Below are 25,564 nucleotides of genomic sequence, written 5' to 3'. Positions count from 1 at the left end.
CGCTCGGCCCCGCACAACCGAAGTCACCCCGAACCACGGCGATCCGTGGTTCGGGGTGACTTGCGTTGTGCGGCGTACGGTCGAACCATGGCACAGGAGTGGTGGGCACCGAGGACGACCGGGCACCCCAGCGTCGTCGTGCCCGTGCCGCTCGCCGAGGTCCCGGAACTGCTCGACCGCGCCGTGCACGCCGTCCCGGGAGCAGCGGCGATGGAGATCCGTCCGGACGGGGCCGTCATCGGCCGCCGGACCTCGTTCGCCGTCCGCGCCGAGAACATCGTCATGACGTTCTCGCGCGAGGGGCCGACGTCCTCGCGCGTGGAGATCATCCGCGAGGGCCGCGACGGCTTGTCGTACGGCCAGGTCCTCTGGGTGACGCCGATGGCCCGCGCGATCCTGCGCGAGCTCGTGTCCGCCGCCGCCGGGCCGCCCGCGCCGCACTAGCCCCGCCCGCGCCGCGCCCGTGCCGCGCCCGCACAACGAAAGTCACGCCGAACCACGGCGATCCGCGGTTCGGGGTGAGTTGCGTTGTGCGCCGGCCGACCGAACCGCGCGCCGCCGGACCGGGCCGCGCCGCCACGCCGGGCCACGACCGGCGCGCGGCGCACGCGCCGCTCAGCGGTCGGCGGACTCCCGGGAGCGCGACGCCGCCCGCGCCGGCTTCGCCTGCGGCAGCTTCGTCCCGACGACCTGGTCGATGACGTCCCGAGCGATCGCCTGCGCGGTCAGCCCCACGTCCTCGAGGATCTGGGACCGCGACGCGTGGTCGATGAACGCGTCCGGCAGCCCGAGCTCGTTCACCCCGGTGTCGACACCCGCAGCGCGCAGGTCCTGCCGCAGCCGTGTCCCGACGCCACCGACCCGCACCCCGTCCTCGAGCGTGATCACGAGCCGGTGGTCACGCGACAGGTCGATGAGCGACGCCGGGATCGGCACCACCCACCGCGGGTCGACGACCGTCACGCCGATGCCCTGGGACTCGAGCAGCGCCGCCGCGTCGAGCGCCACCGGCACCATCGAGCCCACGGCGACGAACAGGACGTCGGGCTCCTGGTCGGACGACGGCGACCGCAGCACGTCCACCCCGTCCGGGAGTCGATGCTCCGCGACGATGTCCGGCCCGACCTGTCCCTTCGACCAGCGCAGCACGGTCGGTGCGTCGTCGACGGCGACGGCCTCACGGAACTCCTCGCGCAGGGTCGCGGCGTCACGCGGTGCGGCGATCCGGATCCCGGGCACCACCTGCAGCAACGCGAGGTCCCACATGCCGTGGTGCGACGGCCCGTCCGGCCCGGTGATGCCCGCGCGGTCGAGGACGAAGGTGACGCCCGCCTTGTGCAGGGCGACGTCCATGAGCACCTGGTCGAACGCCCGGTTCAGGAATGTCGCGTACAGGGCCACGACGGGGTGCAGGCCACCGAACGCGAGTCCGGCCGCGGTCGTCACGGCGTGCTGCTCGGCGATCCCGACGTCGATCACGCGCGAGGGGTGCTGTTCCTGGAAGAGGTGCAGCCCGGTCGGGCGGAGCATCGCCGCGGTGATCGCCACGATCTTCTCGTCCGACGCGCCGACCTCCGCCAGCGTCGAGGCGAACACCGAGGTCCACGACGGCCCCGACGACACGTCGAGCGACTCGCCGGTCTCCGGGTCGATGTGCCCGACCGCGTGGAACTGGTCGGCCTGGTCGCGCAGCGCGGGCTCGAACCCGTGCCCCTTCTCGGTGATGGCGTGCACGATCGTCGGCGCGCCGTACGCCTTCGCCTGGCGGAGTGCAGCCTCCATCGCCCGCTGGTCGTGCCCGTTCACCGGCCCGATGTACTTGATGTCGAGGTTCGAGTAGAGCGCCTCGTTGTTCGTGAACCGCGAGAGGAACCCGTGCAGCCCGCCGCGCATCCCGCGGTAGAGCGCCCGCCCGGGTGCACCGAACCGCGCCGCCGCGGCCTGGGACTTCTCGAACAGCGCCCGGTACTCGCGGCGCGTGCGCACCGAGCTGAGGAACCGCGCCATGCCACCGATGGTCGGCGCGTACGAGCGCCCGTTGTCGTTGACGACGATGACGAGTCGACGGTCGTTGCCGTCAGAGATGTTGTTGAGGGCCTCCCACGTCATCCCGCCGGTGAGCGCACCGTCGCCGACGACCGCGACCACGGTCCGGTCGGCCTGGCCGGTCTGCACGAAGGCGCGGGAGATGCCGTCCGCCCAGGACAGCGACGAGGACGCGTGCGAGGACTCCACGATGTCGTGCTCCGACTCGCTCCGCTGCGGGTACCCGGCGAGGCCGCCGCGCTCGCGCAGCCGACTGAAGTCCTGCCGCCCGGTGACGAGCTTGTGCACGTACGACTGGTGCCCGGTGTCGAAGACGAACGGGTCGTGCGGCGAGTCGAACACCCGGTGCATGGCCAGCGTGAGCTCGACGACGCCGAGGTTCGGGCCGAGGTGGCCGCCGGTCTTCGCGACCTCGGCGACGAGGAAGCGTCGGATCTCGGCGGCGAGGTCCGTCATCTGCGCGTCGGAGAGACGCTTCAGGTCGCGCGGCGACGTGATGCTCGAGAGCAGACTCACGGGCGCTCCTTTCGTGGGGCTGTCGGCCCACTCTATGCGCGTGACCCGACAACGGACGGGTGCGTCAGACGAGCGACCGCAGCACGTACTGCAGGATGCCGCCGTTGCGGTAGTAGTCCGCCTCACCCGGGGTGTCGATGCGGACGACCGCGTCGAACTCGATCGTCTCCTTGCCGGCGGGCGAGTGCTCGCTCGGCGCAGCCGTGACGTGCACCGTCTTGGGCGTACGGCCCTCGTTCAGCTCGGTCAGGCCGGAGATCGAGACGACCTCGGTGCCGTCGAGCCCGAGGGACTCGACCGACTCGCCGGCGGGGAACTGCAGCGGCACGACGCCCATGCCGATGAGGTTCGAGCGGTGGATGCGCTCGAAGCTCTCGGTGATGACCGCGCGGACGCCGAGCAGGTTCGTGCCCTTCGCCGCCCAGTCGCGGGACGAACCGGAGCCGTACTCCTTGCCGCCGAAGATGACGAGCGGGATGCCCTGCTCCTGGTAGTGCTGCGAGGCGTCGTAGATGAACGACTGCGCACCGTCCGGCGTGGTGAAGTCGCGGGTGTAGCCGCCCTCCACGCCGTCGAGGAGCTGGTTGCGGAGGCGGATGTTCGCGAACGTGCCGCGGATCATGACCTCGTGGTTGCCGCGACGCGAGCCGTAGGAGTTGAAGTCCTTGCGGTCGACGTCGTGCTCGGCGAGGTACTTGCCCGCCGGGCTGTCGGCCTTGATCGACCCGGCCGGCGAGATGTGGTCGGTCGTGACCGAGTCGCCGAGCTTCGCGAGCACCCGGGCGCCGGAGATGTCCGACACCGCGTCGGGCTGCATGGTCATTCCCTCGAAGTACGGGGGCTTCCGCACGTAGGTCGACTCGGTGTCCCACTCGAACGTGTCGCCCGTCGGGGTCGGCAGGTTCTTCCAGCGGTCGTCGCCCTCGAACACGGAGCCGTACTCGTGGGTGAACATCTCGGTGTCGATCGACGCGTCGATGACCTGCTGCACCTCGACCGCGTCGGGCCAGATGTCCTGCAGGAAGACGTCCTTGCCGTCCTGGTCCTGCCCGAGGGCGTCCTTGTCGAAGTCGAAGTGCATCGACCCGGCGAGGGCGTACGCGATGACCAGCGGCGGGGAGGCCAGGTAGTTCATCTTCACGTCGGGGTTGATGCGCCCCTCGAAGTTGCGGTTGCCCGAGAGCACCGCGGTGACGGCGAGGTCGTTGTCCTGCACGGCCTGCGAGATCTCCTCCGGCAGCGGGCCCGAATTGCCGATGCAGGTGGTGCAGCCGTAGCCGACCGTGTAGAAGCCGAGCTGCTCGAGGTAGGTCGTGAGACCGGCCTTCTCGTAGTAGTCCGTGACGACCTTCGACCCCGGCGCGAGCGTGGTCTTGACCCACGGCTTCGCGGTGAGGCCCTTCTTCGCGGCGTTCCGGGCGAGGATGCCGGCGGCCATCATGACCGACGGGTTCGACGTGTTCGTGCACGACGTGATCGCGGCGATCGCGACGGCACCGTGGTCGATCGTGAACGGGTCGGCCCCGTCCATCGCGACCTTCGTCGGCTGCGAGGCCGTCGACGGGGCGCTCGAGACGTACACGTGCTCGTGCAGCGCGGTGTCCTCGTTCGTGGAACCGGCGGCGATCGGGTCGGAGGCGGGGAAGGTCTCCTCCACCGCGTCGTCGAGGTCGGTCTGCTCGCTCGGCGTCGTGTAGTTGCCGAGGTCGACCTCGAACTGGGTCTTCGCCTTCGAGAGCTCGATGCGGTCCTGGGGGCGCTTCGGGCCGGAGATCGAGGGGACGACCGTCGAGAGGTCGAGCTCCATGTACTCGGAGTAGTTCGGCTCGACCGCAGCGTCGTGCCAGAGGCCCTGGGTCTTGGCGTAGGCCTCGACGAGCGCGATCTGGTCCTCGGAGCGGCCGGTGAGGCGGAGGTAGTCGAGCGTCACGTCGTCGACCGGGAACATGGCCGCCGTGGAGCCGAACTCCGGCGACATGTTGCCGATGGTGGCGCGGTTCGCGAGCGGGACCTCGCCGACGCCCTCGCCGTAGAACTCGACGAACTTGCCGACGACGCCGTGCTTGCGGAGCTCCTGCGTGATGGTGAGCACCACGTCGGTCGCGGTCACGCCGGCCGGGATCGACCCGGACAGCTTGAAGCCGACGACCTTCGGGATGAGCATCGACACCGGCTGGCCGAGCATCGCCGCCTCGGCCTCGATGCCGCCGACGCCCCAGCCGAGCACGCCGAGCCCGTTCACCATCGTGGTGTGCGAGTCGGTGCCGACGAGGGTGTCCGGGTAGGCGTAGGTCTCACCGTCGAAGTCACGCGTGTAGGTGACCTTCGCCAGGTACTCGATGTTGACCTGGTGCACGATGCCGGTTCCGGGCGGGACGACCTTGAAGTCCTCGAACGCGGTCTGGCCCCAGCGGAGGAACTGGTAGCGCTCGCCATTCCGCTCGTACTCGAGGTCGGTGTTGCGCTGGAGTGCGTCCTCGCGACCGAAGAGGTCGGCGATGACGGAGTGGTCGATGACCATCTCGGCCGGCGACAGCGGGTTGATCTTGTTCGGGTCGCCGCCGATCTCGGCCATCGCCTCGCGCATGGTGGCGAGGTCGACGATGCACGGGACGCCGGTGAAGTCCTGCATGACCACGCGGGCCGGCGAGAACTGGATCTCGGTGTCCGGCTCGGCGTCGGGCTGCCACGACCCGAGGGCGCGGATCTGGTCCTCGGTGACGTTCTTGCCGTCCTCGGTGCGGAGGAGGTTCTCGAGCAGCACCTTCAGGCTGTACGGGAGCTTCTCGTGCCCGGGCACCGTGTCGATCCGGTGGATCGCGTAGTCGACACCCCCAACCGACAGCGTGTCCTTCGAGCCGAAGCTGTTGACTGCAGCCACTGTGCCGCCTCCCTGGTTGATCGGTGTGCCCCCATCCAAGCGGGGCGCGAGGCGTCCCACCAGCAAGGCAAACCTAAACCCGCCAGCCCGGGAAGGGCCGCGGGGAATTATCTCGATGTCGAGACAACTCTACACCCGGGTGGCGTCGCCCTCGCGCTTGAACACCGTCCGGACGAGCAGCCAGGTCACCCAGAGCAGGGCGGCGTAGAGCGGGACGCCCGTGATGAGCTTGATGCCGGCGAGCAGTTCGACCTGGGCGGTCAGGTACAGCGGCACCTCGATGAGGAGCCGGATCGCGAAGAGTCCGACCCAGAGCCAGGTCGCCACGGTGAGCACGCGGCGCTTCGCCGGGTCGCGGCGCCAGTCCTGCGGGGTGCCGTCCTCGTTCGGCGGGAGCAGGAACCCGACGACCAGGCCGATGAGCGGCTGCCGGATGGCCAGCGTCACGAGCAGCCCGACGAGCCACACGGCGTTGATGACGATCCCGGGGATGAAGTTGCTCTCGGCCCGCCCGGTGATGAGCGCGAGGCCGGCGGAGATCGCCACGCCGAGGATCCCCGCGAGGCTCATCACGAGCGACTGGCGCTGCAGCAGGCGGAGCACCACGAACACGACGCCGATCGCGACCGGGATCAGGACGCTCGGGACGACCTCCTTCGTGATCGCGTAGACCACCAGGAACGCGAGCCCGGGCAGGACGGACTCGACGAGGCCGCGCACGCCGCCGATGGCCGCGACGAGGGCATGCCCCGACGGTGCCTCGCCGGGCGCGACCTTGCCGAGCCCGGTGTTGGCGACGGCGGCACGCATCTGGTCGCTGAACGAGGGCAGCGCGTCGGGCGCGTCCGCGTCGGGACGGGTGGTGTCGTCGTGGTCCGGCACCGTGCCTCCTGGTTCGGGTCGCCGGTCAGATCGCCGACTGCGTCGACTTCGGCATGTGCAGCGGGATGAGGTCGCGCGGCGGCATCGGGGTGGTCCCGCGGACCACGACGACGCTGCGGAACAGGTCCTCGATCTCGGCCGCGTCGTCGGGCTGCTCGGCGGCCTTGCCGGCGATCACACCGCGCAGGAACCAGCGCGGGCCGTCGACGCCGATGAACCGCGCGGGGCGGGCCCCGTCGGTGACGCCCGTGCCGTCGGAGACGACCGGGACCTGGGCGCGGAGCTCGGGGCCGAACGGACCGTCGACCTCGGACACGATGCCGCCCTGGCGCTCGATCTGCTCGGCGATCTGGGCGCGGATCTCGTGCCAGAGCCCCGTGGAGCGCGGTGCGGCGAACGGCTGCACCTGCAGCGTGGACTCGTCGTAGTCGAGCCCGACCGCGACGACGCGCTGCGAGCCCTCCTCCACCTCGAGCCGCAGGTGGAGCCCCTCGCGCGGGAGGACCTTCACGCCGCCGAGGTCGACGTACGGACGGACCAGGTTCGCCTCGGTCTCGTCGTGCGGGCCGCTCTCGGCACGGTCCTCGGGCGCGGACTTGTCGGTCGGCGCGACGGCGTCCACCTCGTCGAGGTCGGCGTCGGCGTCGATCGCGATGTCGACCTCCGGCGTCGTCTCGGCCACCTCGACCTCGTCGGCGACGGCGTCCGCCACCTCGACCTCGTCACGCTTGCGTCGGCCGAACTTCATGCGCGCGTTCCTTCCTGAGCGTTGTCCGCGGCGCCGCTGACGGCACCGCTCCGGTCACCGTAGCCCGACGAGCCGAACCCGCCCTGGCCGCGGACGCTGTCGGGCAGCTCGTCGACGCGGGTGAACGACACGCGCGGGACCGGCATGACGATCATCTGGGCGATGCGGTCGCCGACGTGCACCTCGTGCGCGGCGGCCTGGTCGGTGTTGAGCAGCGCGACCTTGATCTCGCCGCGGTACCCGGCGTCCACGGTGCCGGGCGCGTTCACGATCGTGATGCCGTGCTTCGCGGCGAGACCGCTGCGCGGGACCACGAACGCGGCGTACCCGTCCGGCAGCGCGATCTTCAGGCCCGTGCCCACGAGCCGACGCTCGCCGGGCTGCAGGACGAACGCCTCGGTCGAGACGAGGTCCGCACCGGCGTCACCGGGGTGGGCGTATCCGGGAGCGTTCTCCCCGGTCCAGAGCACGTCGACTGGTTCGGTCACGTGTCGAGGGTAGTGCAGACCGTGACCGTTCCGTGACCTGGTCGGAGTCGTGGTCGAATGGTGTCGTGACCCTGTACCGCGAACGACTGTGGGCTCCGCCCGTCCTCTACCTGGCGACGGCGCTCGTCATCCCCGCCAGCCTCCTCGTGTTCCTGCCGATCAGCGTGCTCGCCGGCGTCCTCGTGGCGGTCGGCATGTACCTCGGCGTGCTCGTGCTGCTCTGGGCGCTGGCTCCGACCATCGAGGTCACCGAGACCGAGTTCCGCGCCGGTCGGGCGCACCTCCCGCGGACGCTCGTGGGCGAGGTCGAGGGCTACGAGGGCGCCGAGGCCACCACGCAGCGCGGGCCGAAGCTCGACGCCCGCGCCTGGACGCTCTTCCGCGGCTACGTGCGCGGCGTCGTCAAGGTCGAGGTGCAGGACCCCGCGGACCCGACGCCCTACTGGCTGGTCAGCGTCCGCAACCCGTCGGCCGTCGTCGCCGCCCTGCGGTCCTGAGTCCCCACCTGCGATCCAGGAGGCGCGGTGCGGGCCCGACCCGCGCCTGCTGTCCGGCACGGCGCGCGTCCGAACGCCCAGCGCACGCAGAACGGCCCGTCACCTCGCGGTGACGGGCCGTTCTGGTTTCGTGCGTTCCCTAGAGCGCCGCGCACTCCGCGCAGACCGGGCCGAGCTTCGACTCGTGGTCGAGCTGCGAGCGGTGCTTCACGAGGAAGCACTCGACGCAGGTGAACTCGTCGACCTGGGGCGGGAGCACGACGACGTCGAGGTCGACGTCGCTGAGGTCCTGTCCGGCGAGCTCGAAGCTGCCGGGGTTGTCGGAATCATCATCGACGACCCCCGACATCTTGTCGGGAACGCGCTCCTTGAGGGCCTCGATCGACTCCGAGTCGGAGTTGTCGTCGGTCTTCCGGGGGGCGTCGTAATCGGTGGCCATGCCCATCCATTTCTCGTATCGAGAGGTCGTCGCCGGTGATCGGCGGCGACAGTTTGCACCACGTCTCGCCAGAGCGCAAACCGAAGTCTCCGGCGGGTCGTTCTGGCGCTGCAACCCGTGTGCCCGCCCGTCCATTCCCGCTGTCCGGAAACGCTCGCACGGGAGTCCACGGCACGCCCGTGCGCCTCCGCGGGATCGGGTCCGGACGGCTGCATACTCACGGGGTACGAGGCACGACCGTACGCGACGCTCGGAAGGCGGAACCATGCAAGACGTGAGAGTCATCGGGGTGGAGTCCGGGGCACTCCTGCTCGCGACCGACGGCGGGACCGAGTTCCGACTGCCCGTCACCTCGTCGCTGCCCGGTCAGGTCCGGCAGGCGAACCCCGAGTCCGGTCCGCACAAGCGCGTGTCCCCCAAGGACGTGCAGGCGCGGATCCGCGGCGGTGCCGATGCCGCCGAGGTCGCCCTGGCGCTCGACGTCGACGTCGAGTACGTGCGGCGCTTCGAGGGCCCCGTCCTCGCCGAGCGTGCCTTCATCCTCGACGCCGCGCACCGCGTGCCGGTCACCCCGGTCGACGACGAGTCGCCCGACACCTTCGGCGAGGCGATCACCGCCAAGCTCGAGGCGGGCGAGGCCAGCGGGATCGCCTGGGCGTCGTGGAAGCACGTCGAGAGCGGCTGGCAGGTCCGCGTGCACTACACGGCCGCCGAGGTCGAGCACGACGCCCAGTGGCGCTTCGACCCGAAGACGTCGACACTGACGCCCGACAACGGCGACGCGCACCGGCTCTCGCACACCGAGGACGAGGGCATCGCGCCGCGCCTCCGTGCGGTCGAGAACGACCACCAGGACACCGACGGGACGCGGTTCGACTCCGGCGCGTTCCGGGTCGACGAACCCGACGAGGACGTCACGAACCCCGAGGTGCAGGAGCGTCCGCTCCGCGCGCCGCTCCCCCGCATCGGAGCCGCCGTCGAGGAACGCGCCCCCGGCAACGAGACCGCCGACCTGCTCGAGGCGCTCCGCCGCCGTCGTGGCGAGCGCGAGGCCGCGGCCTTCGGCGAACCGCCGCAGGACGACGGACGACGGACCTCGATCAGCGTCGTCGACATCCCGCTGCAGGGGTTCGAGGACTCGTCGGACACCGCGCCGCAGCCGGACGCTCGACCCACCTCCGCACCCGAGGCCGAGGCCGGGCGGCAGGACCGCAAGAAGCGGAACCGACGGTCGATGCCGAGCTGGGACGAGATCGTCTTCGGGACCCGGCCGGACGACGACCCGGCCTGATCCCCGGCGACGCCCGTGCTCGTGCTACTGCGCGAACGCCCCGGCGAGGCGCAGCGGCACCATGGTCTCCTCGTCGGTCATCGCACCGTGCTGGCCGATCATCCGCTTCGGTGACTCGCCGTCGCGCAGGGCCCGGTCGTCGTTGAACGCCCAAGACCCCCGTGCCACGAGCACGACGTCCCCGATGCGCGGGACGACCTCGTCCGAGACGGCGCCGAACCAGCCGGCGGCGATCGCCTCGTCACGGCTCGCGACGTACGCCTTCTTGCCGTAGCGCGCCCGGAACTGCCCGACGAGGGAGCGGACGTCGGTGCCCGGTGCGACCGTGAACTGCCGGCAGCGCGGGTCGCCGGCGACCCCGACGACGTCGGTCAGCAGGAGCGGGTCGAGCGCGATGTTCGCGTGGTCGGGGACGTCGAGCACGCCGTGGTCGGCCGTCACGACGATCCCGACGTCGGCGGCGGCACGGCCCTCGAGCCGAGCGAGTTCGCCGTCGAGGAGCTCGAGCGCCGCGGTCCACCGGTCGGACTGCCAGCCGTGCTTGTGCCCGATCGAGTCGAGCTCCGGGACGTAGAGGTACACGAGCGAGCGCCCCGTCGCGGTCTCGGCGAGGGCGGCGTCGACGCGCTGCGGGATCGAGTCGGCCGGGACGTAGCGCGCCCCGGCGAGGACGTTGGCGGTCATCCCCGAGGAGCGGTACCGGGCGGGTCCGACCACCACCGGGTCGACGCCGAGCTCAGGCGCCTCGGTGAACAGCGTGCGGGCGAGGAACCAGTCTTTCGGGACCTCGTCGTCCCAGCCGCTCAGCAGGTTCATCACCCGGCCGGTGTCGGGGTTCCAGCCGCTGTACCCGACCACGCCGTGGGTGCCGGGCGACCGACCGGTCGTCAGCGTGCTCAGTGCGGCCGCCGTCGTCGTCGGGAAGCCGCTGCGCAGTCGCTTCTTGCTGGCGGCGAGCCAGCGGGCGTGTCCGGCGCGCGCTGCCAGCGCGCCGGCACCGAGGCCGTCGACCAGCACGACGATCGCGGAACGGGCGGGGCGGAGGGTGATCCGCGCCTCCAGTCCGGTGGAACGCAACCAGGCGTCGTCCGCAGCGCCGAGCGCGACGAGGCAACTCGGGAAGACGTCGGCGAGGTTCGCGGTGGCGTCGGGGGCCGTCGGTACGCTTGTTCCCATCTCCCCCAGTCTCGCAGAAGGGTGCCATGGCACGCACGGAAGCAGTCGGCCTGCCCGACGGTGAACGCATCGAGGACGTCGACGTCTCCGAGGAGATGCAGGGCTCCTTCCTCGAGTACGCGTACTCCGTCATCTACTCACGGGCACTCCCCGACGCACGCGACGGCCTGAAGCCCGTGCAGCGGCGCATCCTCTACCAGATGGCCGAGATGGGGCTCCGGCCCGACCGCGGCCACGTGAAGAGCGCCCGCGTCACCGGCGAGGTGATGGGCAAGCTGCACCCGCACGGCGACGGCGCGATCTACGACGCCCTCGTGCGCATGGCGCAGCCGTTCACGATGCGCGTGCCGCTCGTCGACGGACACGGCAACTTCGGCTCGCTCGACGACGGTCCCGCGGCCGCCCGGTACACCGAGGCCCGCCTCGCCGAGCCGTCGATGGCCATGACCGAGGGCCTGGGCGAGGACGTCGTCGACTTCGTCCCGAACTACGACAACCAGATCATGCAGCCGGGCGTGCTGCCCGCGGCCTTCCCGAACCTGCTCGTCAACGGCGCGTCGGGCATCGCGGTCGGCATGGCGACGAACATGGCGCCGCACAACCTCGGCGAGGTGGTCGAGGCGGCGAAGCACCTGCTCATGAACCCGCAGGCGACGCTCGACGAGCTGATGGAGTTCGTGCCGGGCCCCGACCTGCCCTCCGGCGGCACCATCGTCGGGCTCTCCGGCGTGCGCGACGCCTACGCCAGCGGTCGCGGCTCGTTCCGGACGCGCGCGAAGGTGAGCGTCGAGAACCTCACCCCGCGCAAGGTCGGCCTGGTGGTCACCGAGCTGCCGTACCTGGTCGGCCCGGAGCGCGTGATCGAGAAGATCAAGGACGGCGTCCAGTCGAAGAAGCTCGTCGGCATCTCCGACGTGAACGACCTGACCGACCGCAACCACGGGCTCCGGCTCGTCATCGGCATCAAGAGCGGCTTCAACCCGACCGCGGTGCTCGAGCAGCTGTACAAGCACACCCCGCTCGAGGACGGCTTCGGCATCAACAACGTCGCGCTGGTCGGCGGATCGCCCAAGACCCTCGGGCTGCGCGAGCTGCTCGACGTCTACGTGCAGCACCGGCTCTCGGTCGTCACACGTCGGTCGCAGTACCGCCTCGCGCGCAAGAAGGAGCGACTGCACCTGGTCGAGGGGCTGCTCATCGCGATCCTCGACATCGACGAGGTCATCGAGGTCATCCGCTCCTCGGACGACTCCGAGGCGGCGCGCTCCCGCCTGCAGACGGTGTTCGACCTGTCCGAGGTGCAGGCCGAGTACATCCTCGAACTGCGGCTCCGGCGCCTGACGAAGTTCTCACGCCTCGAGCTCGAGGGCGAGCGCGACCAGCTGCTCGCCGACATCGCCGCGCTCGAGGAACTGCTCGCGTCCGACGAGCGGCTCCGTGCCCGGGTCGCGCTCGAGCTCACCGAGGTGTCCGACCGGTTCGCGACGCCGCGCCGGACCCTGCTCACCGAGGCCGACGCCCCGGTCAAGGGTGGTCGCAAGGCCGCGGTCGACCCGGAGTCCCTGCAGATCGCCGACTCCCCGTGCCGCGTGCTGCTCTCGACCACCGGGCGGCTCATCCGCGTCGACATCCCGACGTCCGAGCTCGGCATCGTCCGGGTGCCGAAGCGGTCCAAGCACGACGCCGTCCGCTCGTCGATCGTCAGTTCGGTGCGCGGGCAGGTCGGGGCGCTCACGTCGACCGGGCGCGTGATCCGGCTCTCCCCCGTCGACGTCCCCGCCGTGCCGCCAGCCGCGGTCCGACTCGACGCCGGCGTCCGGGTGACGGACTTCCTCGGCATCGCCCGCGGCGAGACCGTGGTCGCCCTCGTCGACCTCTCCGGCGCCTCGTCGGACTCGCTCGCCATCGGCACCGTGCAGGGCGTCGTGAAGCGCGTCGTGCCCGGAGCCTGGCCGGACAAGCCCGAGTTCCCCGCCATCGGGCTGAAGCCCGGCGACGCGGTCGTCGGTGCCGCCCAGGCGCCCGAGTCGGACGACCTCGTGTTCATCACCTCGAACGCGCAGCTGCTGCGGTTCCCGGCGTCCGGCGTCCGTGCGCAGGGCCTCCCCGCCGGTGGGGTCGCCGGCGTGGCCCTCGCCGCGGGTGCCTCGGCGATCTGGTTCGGATCCGTCGCCCGCTCCGACGACGCCGTGGTCGCGACCGTCTCGGCGTCGTCCTCGGCGCTGCCCGGCACCGACACCGGCCGCGCCAAGGTCTCGGCCCTGTCGGAGTTCCCGGCGAAGGGTCGTGCGACCCAGGGGGTCCGGGCGCACGCGTTCCTCAAGGGTGAGGACGGCCTGACGGTGGCGTGGGCGGGCATCGCTCCCCCGCACGCGGTCGGGGCGGACGGCGCTGCCCGGACGCTGCCGGACTGGCTGTCGAAGCGCGACGGGTCGGGGGCGCCGCTCGACGCTGTCATCGACTCGATCGGTGGGAGCGCGGCGGCGCTCGACGGCACCGCCGGCGAGGCGTAGGCGCGCCGCGGCGCGGCGGCGACGTTTCCGGCCAGGCGAAAGTTCACGGGGCCCTCGCCCCGTGAAATGTCGCCCAGCGCGTGAACACGCGGCCGCGCCGCGGCGGACGCCGAGACTCGGCCCCGCGGACAGTCCTCGCGCCGTCGCGGCGCGAAACCGTCCGCCCAGCCGAGACTCGCCCTCGCGCGGCCGCGCCGGCGGCGACGTTTCGCGCCAGGCGACAGTTCACGGGGCTCTCGCCGCGTGAACGGTCGCCCAGCGCGTGAACACGCGGACGGGAGGCGCGGGACGGCCCCGCACCGCGCCTCCCGTCCGCCCATGGTGACGACCACCGGACCGCGCTGCGAACTTTCGCGCCCAGCGCGTGAGGACGCGCCGCACGGCGCCGCCGAGACTCGGCCTGGCGGACAGAACTCGCGCCGCCGCGGCGCGAAAGTGTCCGCTGAGGCGAGACTCGGGGGCGCCGCGCGCGCAGCGCGCAGCGCCGCCTACGCGTCGATACGGTCGCGGTCGAGGCCCTCGCCCGCGAGGATGAACTCCTTGCGCGGCGCCACGTCGTTGCCCATGAGCAGCTCGAAGACCTTCGCAGCACCCTCGGCATCGGTGATGTTCACCCGGCGCAGCGTCCGGTGCGTGCGGTCCATCGTGGTCTCCGCCAACTGGTCGGCGTCCATCTCACCGAGGCCCTTGTACCGCTGGATCGGCTCCTGGTACTTCTTGCCCTGCTTCTCGAGCTTCTTCAGCACGGCCTGCAGCTCGGCCTCGGAGTACGTGTACAGCGTGTCGTTCGCCTTGCCGCGGTTGACCACGACGACCCGGTGCAGCGGCGGCACGGCAGCGAACACCCGACCCTGCTCGATCATCGGCCGCATGTACCGGAAGAACAGTGTGAGCAGGAGTGTCCGGATGTGAGCGCCGTCGACGTCGGCGTCGGACATGATGATGACCTTGCCGTAGCGGGCCTGGTCGATCTCGAACGTCCGACCGGAGCCGGCGCCGATGACCTGGATGATCGAGGCGCACTCGGCGTTCGAGAGCATGTCCGAGACGGACGCCTTCTGCACGTTGAGGATCTTGCCGCGGATCGGCAGCAGCGCCTGGTACTCGCTGTTGCGCGCGAGCTTGGCGGTGCCGAGCGCGGAGTCGCCCTCGACGATGAAGAGCTCGGTGCCCTCGGCGTCCTGCTTGCGGCAGTCGGCGAGCTTCGTCGGCAGCGAGGAGTTCTCGAGCGCGTTCTTCCGGCGCTGGGTCTCCTTGTGCGCCCGGGCCGAGATGCGCGTCTTCATCTCGGCGACGACCTTCTCGAGCAGGGTCGCTGCCTGGGCCTTCTCGGTGCGCTGGGTCGACGTGAGGATCTCGGTGAGGCGCTTCGACACGACCTGGTCGACGATCTTGCGGACCGCCGGGGTGCCGAGGACCTCCTTCGTCTGACCTTCGAACTGCGGCTCGGGCAGGCGGACGGTGAGCACCGCGGTCATGCCGGCGAGCACGTCGTCCTTCTCGAGCTTGTCCTGCCCGACCTTGAGCTTGCGGGCGTTCGCCTCGACCTGGGCGCGCACGGCCTTGACCACGCCGGACTCGAAGCCGGCCTGGTGCGTGCCGCCCTTCGGCGTCGCGATGATGTTGACGAAGCTGCGGAACACCGTCTCGTAGCCACTGCCCCATCGCAGCGCGAGGTCGACCTCGCATTCACGCGACACGGAGGTCGACACCATGTGGCCCTTGTCGTCGAGCATCGGCACGGTCTCGGTGAAGTTGCCGGTCCCCTGGATGCGCCAGACGTCGGTGACGGCGGAGTCGAGGGCGAGGTGCTCGACGAACTCACCGATCCCGCCCTCGTACCGGAAGCGCTCGACGACGGGACCGGGCTCGACAGGAGTGCCCGTGGCCTCCGCCCGCGCGGCCGCTGCCTCGATCGAGGCGGGCCGCGCATCCGTGATGGTGATGCCGAGCCCGGGCACGAGGAAGGCCGTCTGGCGCGCTCGGCTGACGAGGTCGCTGGTGCTGAACTTCGCGTCGGAGGTGAAGATCTGCCGGTCCGCCCAGTACCGCACGCGGGACCCGGTCACGCCCTTCTTCACCTTGCCGGCGACGCGCAACTCGCTGCCGGAGGTGAAGGGGGTGAACGGCGCGTCCGGCCCGTCGCCGGCGAACGTGCCCGGCTCACCGCGGTGGAACGACATCGCGTAGGTCTTGCCGCCGCGGTCGACCTCGACGTCGAGGCGCTCCGACAGCGCGTTCACGACCGAGGCACCGACACCGTGCAGCCCACCGGACGCGGCGTACGACCCGGAGCCGAACTTGCCACCGGCGTGGAGCTTCGTGAACACCACCTCGACCCCGGTCAGACCGGTCTTCGGCTCGACGTCGACGGGGATGCCACGAGCGGTGTCGCGGACCTCGACCGAACCGTCGGGGTGCAGCAGCACGCCGATCTCGTCACCGTGCCCGGCGAGGGCTTCGTCGACGGAGTTGTCGATGATCTCCCACAGGCAGTGCATGAGCCCGCGGGAGTCCGTCGACCCGATGTACATGCCCGGACGCTTGCGGACCGCCTCGAGCCCTTCGAGGACGGAGAGATGGCGTGCGGAGTAGTCGGAGCTCACCTTCCGATGCTAGCGATCCGCACCGACACCACCGCGCGGACACTCGGACTGGGGACAGCCGATCCGCGCTGAGCGAAACGGGCGATCACAATGCGCCACTCTCAGGCATCACGTGTTGAAATAGGTGGACCAAGCCGCACCACCTGCGATCCGTGAGGAGCACAGCAATGACCCAGACCGTGCAGGACCTCTCCATCGACGAAGTCAGCAGCCACCAGCTCACCGCTGCCGACCGTTGCGACAGCTGCGGCGCGCAGGCGTACATCCGGGCCACCATGGCCAGCGGTGAGCTGTACTTCTGTGCGCACCACGGCGCCGAGTTCAAGGACAAGCTCGCGGCGACCGCCATCGAGTGGCACGACGAGAGCAGCCGACTCTACGAGTCGAAGTAGCGCCCACAGACGCGAGCGCTGAACGGACAGGAGGCGCGGTGCCAGCTGGCACCGCGCCTCCTGTCTGTCTGCGGTCGCGTCAAGCGATCCGCTTGAACGCCTTGTCGACGTAGCGGTCGACGGTCGCCCGTGCTTCGCGCGCGTAGCGGTCGATCGACGCGGTGCGCTCCGGATCCGGTGCGTACTCGCGGCCGAGCCGAGCGGTGGCCGCGGCGAGGACGCCGTCGGTCAGCTGCGGGTTGAGCGGCAGGATCGGCCCCTGCGTGTGCGTGCCGAAGGAGTTGCCGACGATCGCGCCCTCGACCGGGGCGCCCGCCTGGTTGCCGCCGCCGGAGACGACGTCGGCGAACGGCCGGACACCGGCTCCGAGCTCGATGCGCGTCGCGTGGTCCTCGAAGCCGGCGAGGCGCGTCGGGGCTCCGGGGAGCAGCGGGTACGCGGTCTCGAGCACGAAGTAGTTCACCCGACGCTCGGCGCCGCGGACGGCGCGCGCGTCGAACACCCCGAAGCCGGTGACGGGAGCACCGTCCGTCGGCACGACCTCGGTCGTGGCGAGGTCGAACCCGCCGCCGACGGCCACGACGGGCACCCCGGCAGCGGCGAACTCGCGGAGCGGCGCACCGATGCGTGCGATGTCGTCACCGAGCGACCGCATCGCGCTGAGCGGTCCGTTGCCGATGACGACGACGTCGGCCGTGGTGGGGAGCTCGTCACCCGGCGCGTACTCGAGCACCTCGGTGGCGATGTCCGCGGCTGCGGCCCGACGGACCAGAGCCGCCACGTTGCCGCGGTCGCCCGAGACGCCCATCTGGCGGGGGTAGACGTGCAGGATGGTCAGCCGGTCGGCCGTCATGCGGTCTTCTCCATGTCCGGGTGGCCGAGGGCCTTGCGGGCGATCATCATGATTTCGTAGTTGACGATGAAGTTCTTCGTCCCGGAGGTCGTCGAACCGAGCTGCTCCATCTGCTTGATCGCGGCCTCGACGTCGGGCTCGACCCGGCCGATGCGGACGCCGGCGTGCTCGAGGGCGATCGCGATCTGCCAGGCCTTGTCGCCGGAGACGACGTCGACGTGGTCGAGCTTCGAGAAGTCGATGTCGTAGATCCACGAGATGTCCGGCGTGCCCTCGTCGATCGCCATGAGCACCTGTTCGGGGTGGTCCGGCAGGGCGTCGAGGTTGAGCTGGAGGCTCGCGGCGTTCTTGAACATCGTGAACTCGGCGGACTCGCCCGCGATGGGGAGTCGCTCACCGCGTCCGTACGCCGGCTTCATCGTGCCGAAGGCCGTCGTCACGGCGTCGGCGCGGAACTGCGCACCGAGTGCGGCACTCGCCGTCGCGGTGGCCGCTGCCGCGTCGACGGCGTAGTGCAGCCCGCGAGCCGGCAGCCGGACGGAGATCTCGGCGCCGTCGAAGCGGATGGTCGCACCGTCGCCGGTGTTCACCACGACCTCGGCGTCGGCGACGTTCGGCACGGCGTCCTGCCGGTCGAAGTCGTCGGCGTTCTGCAGGCCGTTCGGTGCGGCGGCGACGACCTCGGCGCTGGCACCGAAGCGCAGCACGCGCTGGCCGTCGGTGCCGACGTAGGCGTCGAGGAACTGGTCGTCACGGTTGGTGATGACGTTCGCGGTCGACAGCGCCGCGGTGTCGAGCATCATCGTCGCGACGCGCTCGGTCTCGAAGAACCGGTAGAGCTGGTCGACCTGGACGTTGAGCATCGTCACGGTGGACGGCGACAGGATCCCGGCGAGCTCGACCGCGAACGCCTCGTCCACCTCGAGGATGCCGATGTCCGCCTTGAGCTTGCCGGTCAGCGACACCTCGGACAGCAGCGCCGAGGCGATGCCCTGCGGCAGGTTCGCCCCGGACGGGTTCGTGAAGACCCGCAGCCCGTGCGCCCGCACGATGTCGGAGATCATGTGGGTCGTCGTCGACTTGCCGTTCGAACCGAGCACGAAGACGACACCGTTCGGGAACTGCGCGGTGACGTGCTGGAGGAAGTTCGGCACCAGCTTGAGCACGATGTACCCGGGGTAGGCGGATCCCCCGCCCCGCGCACGTGCGAGGGCGCGGAGGATCCGCCCGACGAGGATCGGGATGACGAAGCGCATCGGCCTACTCGAGGTAGTCGCGCAGCGACTGCGACCGCGACGGGTGGCGGAGCTTCGCCATCGTCTTGGACTCGATCTGACGGATGCGCTCACGCGTTACGCCGAACGTGTCACCGATCTGGTCGAGGGTCTTCGGCTGGCCGTCCCCGAGACCGAAGCGCATGCGGATGACGCCCGCCTCACGCTCGGACAGCGAGTCGAGCAGGCTCTCGAGCTGCTTCTGCAGCATCGTGAACCCGACCGCGTCGGCCGGGACGACTGCCTCGGTGTCCTCGATCAGGTCGCCGAACTCCGAGTCGCCGTCCTCACCCAGCGGGGTGTGGAGCGAGATGGGCTCGCGGCCGTACTTCTGCACCTCGACGACCTTCTCCGGGGTCATGTCGAGCTCGCGGGCGAGCTCTTCCGGGGTGGGTTCGCGACCGAGGTCCTGCAGCATCTGGCGCTGGACGCGGGCCAGCTTGTTGATGACCTCGACCATGTGGACCGGGATGCGGATCGTGCGGGCCTGGTCGGCCATGGCACGGGTGATCGCCTGACGGATCCACCAGGTGGCGTAGGTCGAGAACTTGAAGCCCTTGGTGTAGTCGAACTTCTCGACCGCACGGATCAGGCCCAGGTTGCCTTCCTGGATGAGGTCGAGGAACTGCATGCCGCGGCCGGTGTAGCGCTTGGCGAGCGACACGACCAGGCGGAGGTTCGCGCCGAGCAGGTGCGACTTCGCGCGCTGACCGTCACGGGCGACCCAGCGCAGCTCGCGCTCTTCCGGCTTCGAGAGCCCGGTCGAGTGCTGCAGCTTGTCCTCGGCGAACAGACCGGCCTCGATGCGCATCGCGAGCTCGACCTCCTGCTCGGCGTTGAGGAGGGCGACCTTGCCGATCTGCTTGAGGTAGTCCTTCACCGGGTCGGCGGTGGCACCGGTGATCGTCGTGGAGTAGACCGGCGCCTCGTCGTCGTCGGACTGCGAGATGACCAGCGCACCCGCGGCGACCGCTGCTGCGGCGTCCGGCTTGGTGTCCTTCTCGTCTGTCTCGGTGTCGGCGTCGTCGATCGCGTCGGCCTCGGCGACCGGGGTCTCCTCGTCGATGTCCTCGTCGTCGTCGGCCTTCTTCTTCGCCTTCGGGGCGGCCTTCTTCGGGGCGGCCTTCTTGGCGGTGGTCTTGGTGGCGCGCTTCTTCGGCGCGGCCGTCCCCTCGGCTTCCGCAGCGCTCTCTGCTGCGGTGCCCTCGGGCTCGGTGTCCTTCGTGGGATCGATCGTCGTGCTCCGGGCAGCCATGCGATCACCTCTCTCGTCGTGCCACGTTCGTGGGGTCGTGGCCTCCCTCGCCGCCCAGGGCCTGCGCCGCGGTCTCCCGCGTCATCAGGTCCTACCGTTCCGGGCAGCACTAGGACCCATGTCAAGTCCCCCGGTTTCTGCGGCGCACTGGAGTGCTCCGAGACACAGGAGGCCCGAACGGGTCCGCGTTCATTATTGCACGCTCCGCTTCCGCAGGCGCGCAACGAGTGCAACCCAGAGCGGCCCCACCCGTATTCCGTCCTGGGCGTGCAGCACCCGGCGCGTGCGACGACGGGCGTGCAGCAGCATCACGACGCCGATCCCGACGACGACGTACTGCACGGTGAGGGCCAGCCGGAAGTTCGTCCAGGCGAACACGGTCTGCCCCGACGCCGACGACGCGAGGTCGAGGATCGTGCCGATCAGGAACATCATCACGAACGCGGCGAGGAACCCGCCGACGTTGACCACGCCGTTCGCCGACCCGAGGGAGCCGACGGGGTTGAAGGACCGCGCGAAGTCGAACCCGATGAGCGACCCCGGCCCGCCGATCCCCATCACGACGACGAGCACGACGAGCAACCACGTGGGCGGCTGTCCGGGCCACACGAGCACGGCGCTCCACACCACGGCGAGGGCGACGACGATCCCGAGCACCAGGTTCGACCGCCGCAGCGGGAACCGGGCGCAGAGCACGCCGAGCACCGGCCCGACGACGAACCCGGTGACGACGATCACGGTGAGGAAGCCGGCCGCCTCGGACGGGGAGTACCCCAGCCCGCGCAGCATCGGGACGCCCCAGAGCAGCGAGAAGACCGTTCCGGAGGACTGCGTGACGTAGTGGGACCAGAAGCCGAGCTGGGTACCGGGACGCCGCAGCGCGTGCCCGAAGGTGTGGAACGCGCCCCGCCAGGTGTGCGGCAGCGGGATCGTGTCGGTACGCACCGGCACGGGGCCGTTCCGGACGAACACGAACGCCAGCACGAGCCCGACGGCACTCGCGGCCGCGGCGACGCCGAACGCCGGCGACCACCCCGCGGTGTGCAGCAGCACGGCGAAGGGGAACGCCGACAGGATCTGCCCGACCTGTCCGAGGTTGCCGGTCCACTGCGAGATCTGCGGCAGGATCGGCCCGCTGAACCACATCGGCACGAGGCGGATCACGGAGATGAAGGTCATCGCGTCCCCGGCGCCGACGAGGACACGCCCCGCGATCGCCGGCCCGATGGTGGGCGACACCGCCACCACGGCCTGGCCGGCGACGAGCAGCGCGGCCCCCAGCAGCACGAGTCGGCGCGGGCCGACGCGGTCGAGGGCGATCCCCACCGGGATCTGGAGTCCGGCGTAGACGGCGATCTGCACGACCGCGAGCGTCGACAGCACCGCCGCCGACACCGCGAAGCGGTCCTGCGCGTCGACCCCGGAGACCCCGAGCGAGGACCGCTGCACGACCGCGAGGACGTACGCGAGCACCGCGACGCCCCACACGAGGAAGGCACGGCGGGAGTTCACGTCACCAGGCTAGCGGCGGCGGCACCGCCGCCAGGACGGGCTGTGGAGAACGCGACGAGCGAGGCGGACGGGTGTCGCGCCTCCCGTCCGACGGCCCAGGAGGCGCGACCCGCCTCCGCCATGTCGGTGCGGCTGGTCGGTACGGCTAGTCGCCGCTCGCGTCGCCGTCGGTGCGGCGGTCCGCAAGGAAGCGTTCCAGCTCCGCGGCGATCGCGTCTGCAGTGGGGACCTGCCCGTCGACGCCGGTGAGCGGCGACGCGATCGGGTTGCCCTCCATGTAGGTGTCGTGCCGTTCCTCGAGCACCCCGACCAGACGCTGCAGCTCCTCGTTGCCGGCGACCTGCTCGTCGACGCGGGTGCGGAACTCGCGTCCTTCTTCGCGCAGCTCGTCGGAGGGGAAGATGAGGCCGGTGGCGGCGGAGATGCCGGAGAGCGCGGCGACGGCAGCGTCGGGGAACTCGGTGTCGGACAGGTAGTGCGGGACGAGCAGGACGAGTCCGGTGACCTGTTCGCCGAGCTCGGACAGCCGGTGCTCGACGAGGTGCAGGACGTTCGCGGGCGCCTGGGTCTCGGGCTTCCAGACGCTCATCTGCTCGACGAGGTCGGCGCGCGTGCCGGACACGGTGAGGCTGATCGGGCGCGTGTGCGGGACGGGCATCGGGATCGACTGGACCCACGTGGTGTCGGCGACCCGGAGCTGGGCGGCGAGGTCGGTGACCGCGCGGACGAAGCGGTTCCACTGGAAGTCCGGCTCGTATCCGGAGAGGAAGAGGAACGGCTGGCCGATCTCGTCACGCACGAGGTGCAGTCGGAGCCGCGGGGGCTCGACGGCGGCGATGTGGTCGTGCTCGAAGGTGATCACCGGGCGGCGTGCACGCCAGTCGAGCAGGACGTCCGGGTCGAACTCGGCGACGAGCTCCGTCTCGAGGTCGTCCAGGACGGCGGCCGTCACCTGCGCCACGGCCGAGCCGGCGTCGGCGAACCCGGTGAGTCCGGCGACCAGGTGCAGCCCCTCGGGGACGGACGGCGCGTCCTCGGCGAAGGTGTAGAGCTCCTCGGGGTGGTTCACCGTCCCCATGCTAGGCGGGGAGCCGGTGTCCCCCGGTGCCGGGCGACCACGCCGACAGCGAACACCTGCTGGATAGGGTTGGGGCATGGTCCGACCGACGCTCTCCACCGACTCCTCCGCTCCCGCCTCGTTCTCCGCCGACGTCCTCGTGCTCGGTGTCCGGCCCGGGTCCGACGGCGCTCCCGCGACCATCGCGCCGCCCGCCACGACCCCGTTCTCCGCGCTCGACGGCATCGACCTCGCCGCCATCGGTGCGACCGGTGCGAAGGACCAACTCGTGCGCATCCCCGCCGTCGGTGTCGACGCGCAGGGCATCGCGCTCATCGGGCTCGGCTCCGGCACCGACGCAGCGGCACTCCGCTCCGCCGCCGGCAGCGCAGTCCGCCAGCTCCCCCTCGCGTCGTCGATCGTCCTCGCGCTGCCGACCGACACGACCGACCTCGTCGACGCCGCGCTCGAGGGCGCCGCGCTCGGTGCCTACTCGTTCACCCGGCACAAGGGCGCCGGCACGACCAGTCCCGCCCGCGGGGACCAGCAGGTGACCGTGCTGGCACCCTCCGCCGCGGCCGACGCCACCGTCCGCCCGGCGATCGTCGGCGACGCCGCCACGCTCGTGCGCGACCTCGTCAACACCGCTGCCGGTGACCTCGGCCCGGCGGACGTCGCCGACGTCGCCCGTGCGCAGGCCGAGGGGCTCCCCCTCACCGTCGAGGTCCTCGACGAGACCGCGCTCGAGGAACAGGGCTTCGGCGGCATCCTCGGTGTCGGTCGCGGCTCGGAGCGCCCGCCGCGGCTCGTCGTCGTCCGGTACGCGCCGGAGTCCGCGACGAAGCACCTCGCACTCGTCGGCAAGGGCATCACGTTCGACTCGGGTGGCCTCTCGCTCAAGCCGGCCGCATCCATGCTCGGCATGAAGACCGACATGACGGGTGCCGCCACCGTCCTCGCCGCGACCGTCGCCGCCGCGCGTCTCGGACTCGACGTCCGCGTCACCGCGTGGCTGTGCCTGGCGGAGAACATGCCCTCCGGCTCGGCGACGCGCCCCGGCGACGTCCTCACGCTGAAGAACGGCAAGACCGTCGAGGTGACGAACACCGACGCCGAGGGCCGACTCGTGCTGGGTGACGGCATGGCAGCCGCGTCGCTCGAGCAGCCCGACGCCATCGTCGACGTCGCGACGCTGACCGGGGCGCAGGTCGTCGCGCTCGGCGACCGCACCACCGGCCTCATGGGCAGCGACGACCTCGTCGCGCAGGTCCGCGCGGTCGCCGGGGCCGTGGCGGAGCCGATCTGGCCGATGCCGCTCCCCGAGGAGCTCGACGCCCGACTCGCGAGCGAGGTCGCCGACATGGTCAACGCCACCGTCGGCAACCCGGCGGGCGGCATGCTCCTCGCGGGCAAGTTCCTCGAGCGCTTCGTCGGCGAGGGCATCCCGTGGGCGCACCTCGACATCGCCGGTCCGTCGGAGAACAAGGGCGGCGGCTACGGGTGGCTCGGCAAGGGCGCGACCGGCGCCATGGTCCGGACGCTCATCTCGCTCGCAGAAGAGCTCCAGGCCAAGTAGTAGGTTTGACTCCGGCGGGACGGCGCGCTCGACGCGCCCCCGCCGGAAACCAACGGGACGGGACCGGAACCATGCGGTCCGACCGTCGGACGCCGCCGCCGCGGTGTCCAGTGGGGCCCGATCGGTCCCGACACGCACGAGGGAGTTGCACCAGGTGACGGAACAGACTTACGACGTCGTGGTCCTCGGTGGCGGCAGTGGTGGCTACGCCGCTGCGCTCCGGGCCGCCGAGCTCGGCATGAGCGTCGCGCTCATCGAGGGAGACAAGCTCGGGGGGACGTGTCTGCACCGCGGCTGCATCCCGACGAAGGCGCTGCTGCACGCGGCCGAGGTCGCCGACGCGACGCGCGACGCCGAGAAGTACGGCGTCATCGCCGAGTTCGCCGGTGTCGAGGTCCCGAAGGTCATCGAGTACCAGCAGGGCGTCATCTCGTCGAAGTACAAGGGCCTCCAGGGGCTCATCAAGGCACGCGGGATCACCGTCGTCGAGGGCTGGGGCCGCCTCACCTCGCAGAACACCGTGCAGGTCGGCGACCAGACCGTGACCGGCAAGAACATCGTGCTCGCGACCGGCTCCTACTCGAAGTCGCTCCCCGGCCTCGAGATCGGTGGTCGCGTGATCACCTCCGAGACCGCCCTGCGCATGGACTACGTGCCGAACAAGGTCGTCATCCTCGGTGGTGGCGTCATCGGCGTCGAGTTCGCCAGCGTCTGGAAGTCCTTCGGTGCCGAGGTGACGATCGTCGAGGCGCTCCCCCACCTCGTCCCGGCCGAGGACGAGTCGATGTCGAAGCAGCTCGAGCGTGCGTTCCGCAAGCGCGGCATCGAGTTCTCGCTCGGTGTCCGGTTCCAGGGCGTCGAGCAGCACGAGAACGGCGTGGTCGTCACGCTCGAGGACGGCAAGACCTTCGACGGCGACATCCTGCTCGTCGCGGTCGGCCGTGGCCCCGTGACGCAGAACGTCGGCTACGACGAGGTCGGCGTCGCGATGGACCGCGGGTTCGTCACCACGAACGAGCGCCTCGCCACGAACATCCCGAACGTGTACGCCGTCGGCGACATCGTTCCGGGCCTGCAGCTCGCGCACCGCGGCTTCCAGCAGGGCATCTTCGTCGCCGAGGAGATCGCCGGGCTCAACCCGGTCATCATCGAGGACAAGAACATCCCGAAGATCACGTACTCCGACCCCGAGGTCGCATCGGTCGGTCTCTCGCAGGCCAAGGCCGAAGAGCAGTACGGCGCCGACAAGGTGGACTCGTACGAGTACAACCTCGCCGGCAACGGCAAGAGCCACATCATCGGCACGTCCGGTTCGGTCAAGGTCGTCCGTGTGGTCGACGGCCCCGTCGTCGGCGTCAGCATGATCGGCGCCCGGGTCGGCGAGCTCATCGGCGAGGCACAGCTCGCCGTGAACTGGGAGGCCTACCCCGAGGACGTCGCGCCGCTCGTCCACGCGCACCCGACGCAGAACGAGGCACTCGGCGAGGCGTTCCTGCACCTCGCGGGCAAGCCGCTGCACGCACTGTGAACACCATGACCACCACCACGAACCACCCCTGCGA

The 25,564-nt window shown here is 70.8% G+C and carries 20 protein-coding genes; 7 read left to right on the top strand and 13 right to left on the bottom strand.

What is annotated here, in order from left to right; genetic code table 11:
• Positions 1 to 87: 87 nt before the first annotated feature.
• Positions 88 to 444: a hypothetical protein gene (locus ACEN8D_RS01930; RefSeq protein ID WP_495601128.1), complete on the top strand. Its 357-nt coding sequence runs from the start codon at positions 88 to 90 to the stop codon at positions 442 to 444.
• A gap of 171 nt (positions 445 to 615) precedes the next feature.
• On the opposite strand, the gene dxs is transcribed toward ACEN8D_RS01930, so the two are convergent.
• The 5 genes from dxs to dut form a co-directional block, all read right to left on the bottom strand.
• Entirely contained in the window at positions 616 to 2,562 is a 1,947-nt protein-coding gene (dxs, locus tag ACEN8D_RS01925) for a 1-deoxy-D-xylulose-5-phosphate synthase (RefSeq protein WP_413461687.1), read from the bottom strand.
• A gap of 64 nt (positions 2,563 to 2,626) precedes the next feature.
• Positions 2,627 to 5,443, bottom strand: a complete 2,817-nt coding sequence (gene acnA / locus ACEN8D_RS01920; protein WP_413399113.1) for an aconitate hydratase AcnA — start codon at positions 5,441 to 5,443, stop codon at positions 2,627 to 2,629.
• 129 nt (positions 5,444 to 5,572) lie between these two features.
• A complete protein-coding gene (locus tag ACEN8D_RS01915) occupies positions 5,573 to 6,325 on the bottom strand; it encodes a DUF3159 domain-containing protein (protein WP_261647204.1) in 753 nt (250 codons plus the stop codon).
• Positions 6,326 to 6,350: 25 nt separating this feature from the next.
• Positions 6,351 to 7,073 carry a DUF3710 domain-containing protein gene (locus ACEN8D_RS01910; protein ID WP_229086592.1) on the bottom strand — a complete coding sequence of 241 codons (723 nt, stop codon included), beginning with the start codon at positions 7,071 to 7,073 and terminating at the stop codon, positions 6,351 to 6,353.
• The gene (gene dut, locus ACEN8D_RS01905) at positions 7,070 to 7,561 is read right to left on the bottom strand and encodes a dUTP diphosphatase (RefSeq protein ID WP_070418805.1); all 492 of its coding nucleotides are present in this window, start codon (positions 7,559 to 7,561) and stop codon (positions 7,070 to 7,072) included. Before dut ends, ACEN8D_RS01910 begins: the two co-directional genes overlap by 4 nt.
• Before the next feature lie 65 nt (positions 7,562 to 7,626).
• Between dut and ACEN8D_RS01900 the strand changes: the two genes are divergently transcribed.
• The gene (locus ACEN8D_RS01900; RefSeq protein WP_070418804.1) at positions 7,627 to 8,058 is read left to right on the top strand and encodes a DUF3093 domain-containing protein; all 432 of its coding nucleotides are present in this window, start codon (positions 7,627 to 7,629) and stop codon (positions 8,056 to 8,058) included.
• Positions 8,059 to 8,197: 139 nt separating this feature from the next.
• Here the strand turns inward: ACEN8D_RS01900 and ACEN8D_RS01895 are convergent, their stop codons facing one another.
• Positions 8,198 to 8,497 carry a DUF4193 domain-containing protein gene (locus ACEN8D_RS01895; protein ID WP_031263038.1) on the bottom strand — a complete coding sequence of 100 codons (300 nt, stop codon included), beginning with the start codon at positions 8,495 to 8,497 and terminating at the stop codon, positions 8,198 to 8,200.
• 265 nt (positions 8,498 to 8,762) lie between these two features.
• On the opposite strand from ACEN8D_RS01895, the gene sepH reads away from it, so the two are divergent.
• Complete coding sequence (gene sepH / locus ACEN8D_RS01890; protein WP_413399468.1) at positions 8,763 to 9,788, top strand: septation protein SepH; 1,026 nt, start codon at positions 8,763 to 8,765, stop codon at positions 9,786 to 9,788.
• Between the two features lie 24 nt (positions 9,789 to 9,812).
• On the opposite strand, the gene ACEN8D_RS01885 is transcribed toward sepH, so the two are convergent.
• A complete protein-coding gene (locus ACEN8D_RS01885) occupies positions 9,813 to 10,964 on the bottom strand; it encodes an alkaline phosphatase family protein (protein ID WP_413461764.1) in 1,152 nt (383 codons plus the stop codon).
• Between the two features lie 26 nt (positions 10,965 to 10,990).
• Here ACEN8D_RS01885 and ACEN8D_RS01880 point away from each other — a divergent pair, with 26 nt between their 5' ends.
• On the top strand, positions 10,991 to 13,477 hold the full coding sequence (locus ACEN8D_RS01880; protein WP_495601127.1) for a DNA gyrase/topoisomerase IV subunit A: 2,487 nt from the start codon (positions 10,991 to 10,993) through the stop codon (positions 13,475 to 13,477).
• 488 nt (positions 13,478 to 13,965) lie between these two features.
• Here ACEN8D_RS01880 and ACEN8D_RS01875 read toward each other — a convergent pair whose 3' ends face one another.
• The gene (locus ACEN8D_RS01875) at positions 13,966 to 16,083 is read right to left on the bottom strand and encodes a DNA gyrase/topoisomerase IV subunit B (RefSeq protein WP_413399979.1); all 2,118 of its coding nucleotides are present in this window, start codon (positions 16,081 to 16,083) and stop codon (positions 13,966 to 13,968) included.
• Positions 16,084 to 16,250: 167 nt separating this feature from the next.
• Between ACEN8D_RS01875 and ACEN8D_RS01870 the strand changes: the two genes are divergently transcribed.
• Positions 16,251 to 16,475: a DUF7455 domain-containing protein gene (locus tag ACEN8D_RS01870; protein ID WP_070418799.1), complete on the top strand. Its 225-nt coding sequence runs from the start codon at positions 16,251 to 16,253 to the stop codon at positions 16,473 to 16,475.
• A gap of 79 nt (positions 16,476 to 16,554) precedes the next feature.
• Here the strand turns inward: ACEN8D_RS01870 and ACEN8D_RS01865 are convergent, their stop codons facing one another.
• From ACEN8D_RS01865 to ACEN8D_RS01845, 5 genes are all read right to left on the bottom strand, one after another.
• Positions 16,555 to 17,328: a type 1 glutamine amidotransferase gene (locus tag ACEN8D_RS01865; RefSeq protein WP_413398890.1), complete on the bottom strand. Its 774-nt coding sequence runs from the start codon at positions 17,326 to 17,328 to the stop codon at positions 16,555 to 16,557.
• Entirely contained in the window at positions 17,325 to 18,584 is a 1,260-nt protein-coding gene (locus tag ACEN8D_RS01860; protein ID WP_413398891.1) for a MurT ligase domain-containing protein, read from the bottom strand. The genes ACEN8D_RS01865 and ACEN8D_RS01860 overlap by 4 nt, the downstream gene beginning before the upstream one ends.
• Positions 18,585 to 18,588: 4 nt before the next feature.
• Complete coding sequence (locus ACEN8D_RS01855) at positions 18,589 to 19,857, bottom strand: RNA polymerase sigma factor (RefSeq protein WP_413398892.1); 1,269 nt, start codon at positions 19,855 to 19,857, stop codon at positions 18,589 to 18,591.
• A 192-nt stretch (positions 19,858 to 20,049) separates the two neighbouring features.
• Positions 20,050 to 21,369, bottom strand: coding sequence for an MFS transporter (locus ACEN8D_RS01850; RefSeq protein WP_413398893.1), 1,320 nt, complete (start codon positions 21,367 to 21,369; stop codon positions 20,050 to 20,052).
• 145 nt (positions 21,370 to 21,514) lie between these two features.
• Positions 21,515 to 22,447: a proteasome assembly chaperone family protein gene (locus ACEN8D_RS01845; RefSeq protein WP_309779442.1), complete on the bottom strand. Its 933-nt coding sequence runs from the start codon at positions 22,445 to 22,447 to the stop codon at positions 21,515 to 21,517.
• 76 nt (positions 22,448 to 22,523) lie between these two features.
• Here ACEN8D_RS01845 and ACEN8D_RS01840 point away from each other — a divergent pair, with 76 nt between their 5' ends.
• The gene (locus ACEN8D_RS01840; RefSeq protein ID WP_413398894.1) at positions 22,524 to 24,002 is read left to right on the top strand and encodes a leucyl aminopeptidase; all 1,479 of its coding nucleotides are present in this window, start codon (positions 22,524 to 22,526) and stop codon (positions 24,000 to 24,002) included.
• Positions 24,003 to 24,156: 154 nt separating this feature from the next.
• Complete coding sequence (lpdA, locus tag ACEN8D_RS01835; protein ID WP_070418792.1) at positions 24,157 to 25,530, top strand: dihydrolipoyl dehydrogenase; 1,374 nt, start codon at positions 24,157 to 24,159, stop codon at positions 25,528 to 25,530.
• Positions 25,531 to 25,564: the final 34 nt, after the last annotated feature.

This window comes from Curtobacterium sp. Curtsp22, assembly GCF_059492135.1.
This window is presented reverse-complemented; position numbering and strand designations above follow the sequence as displayed.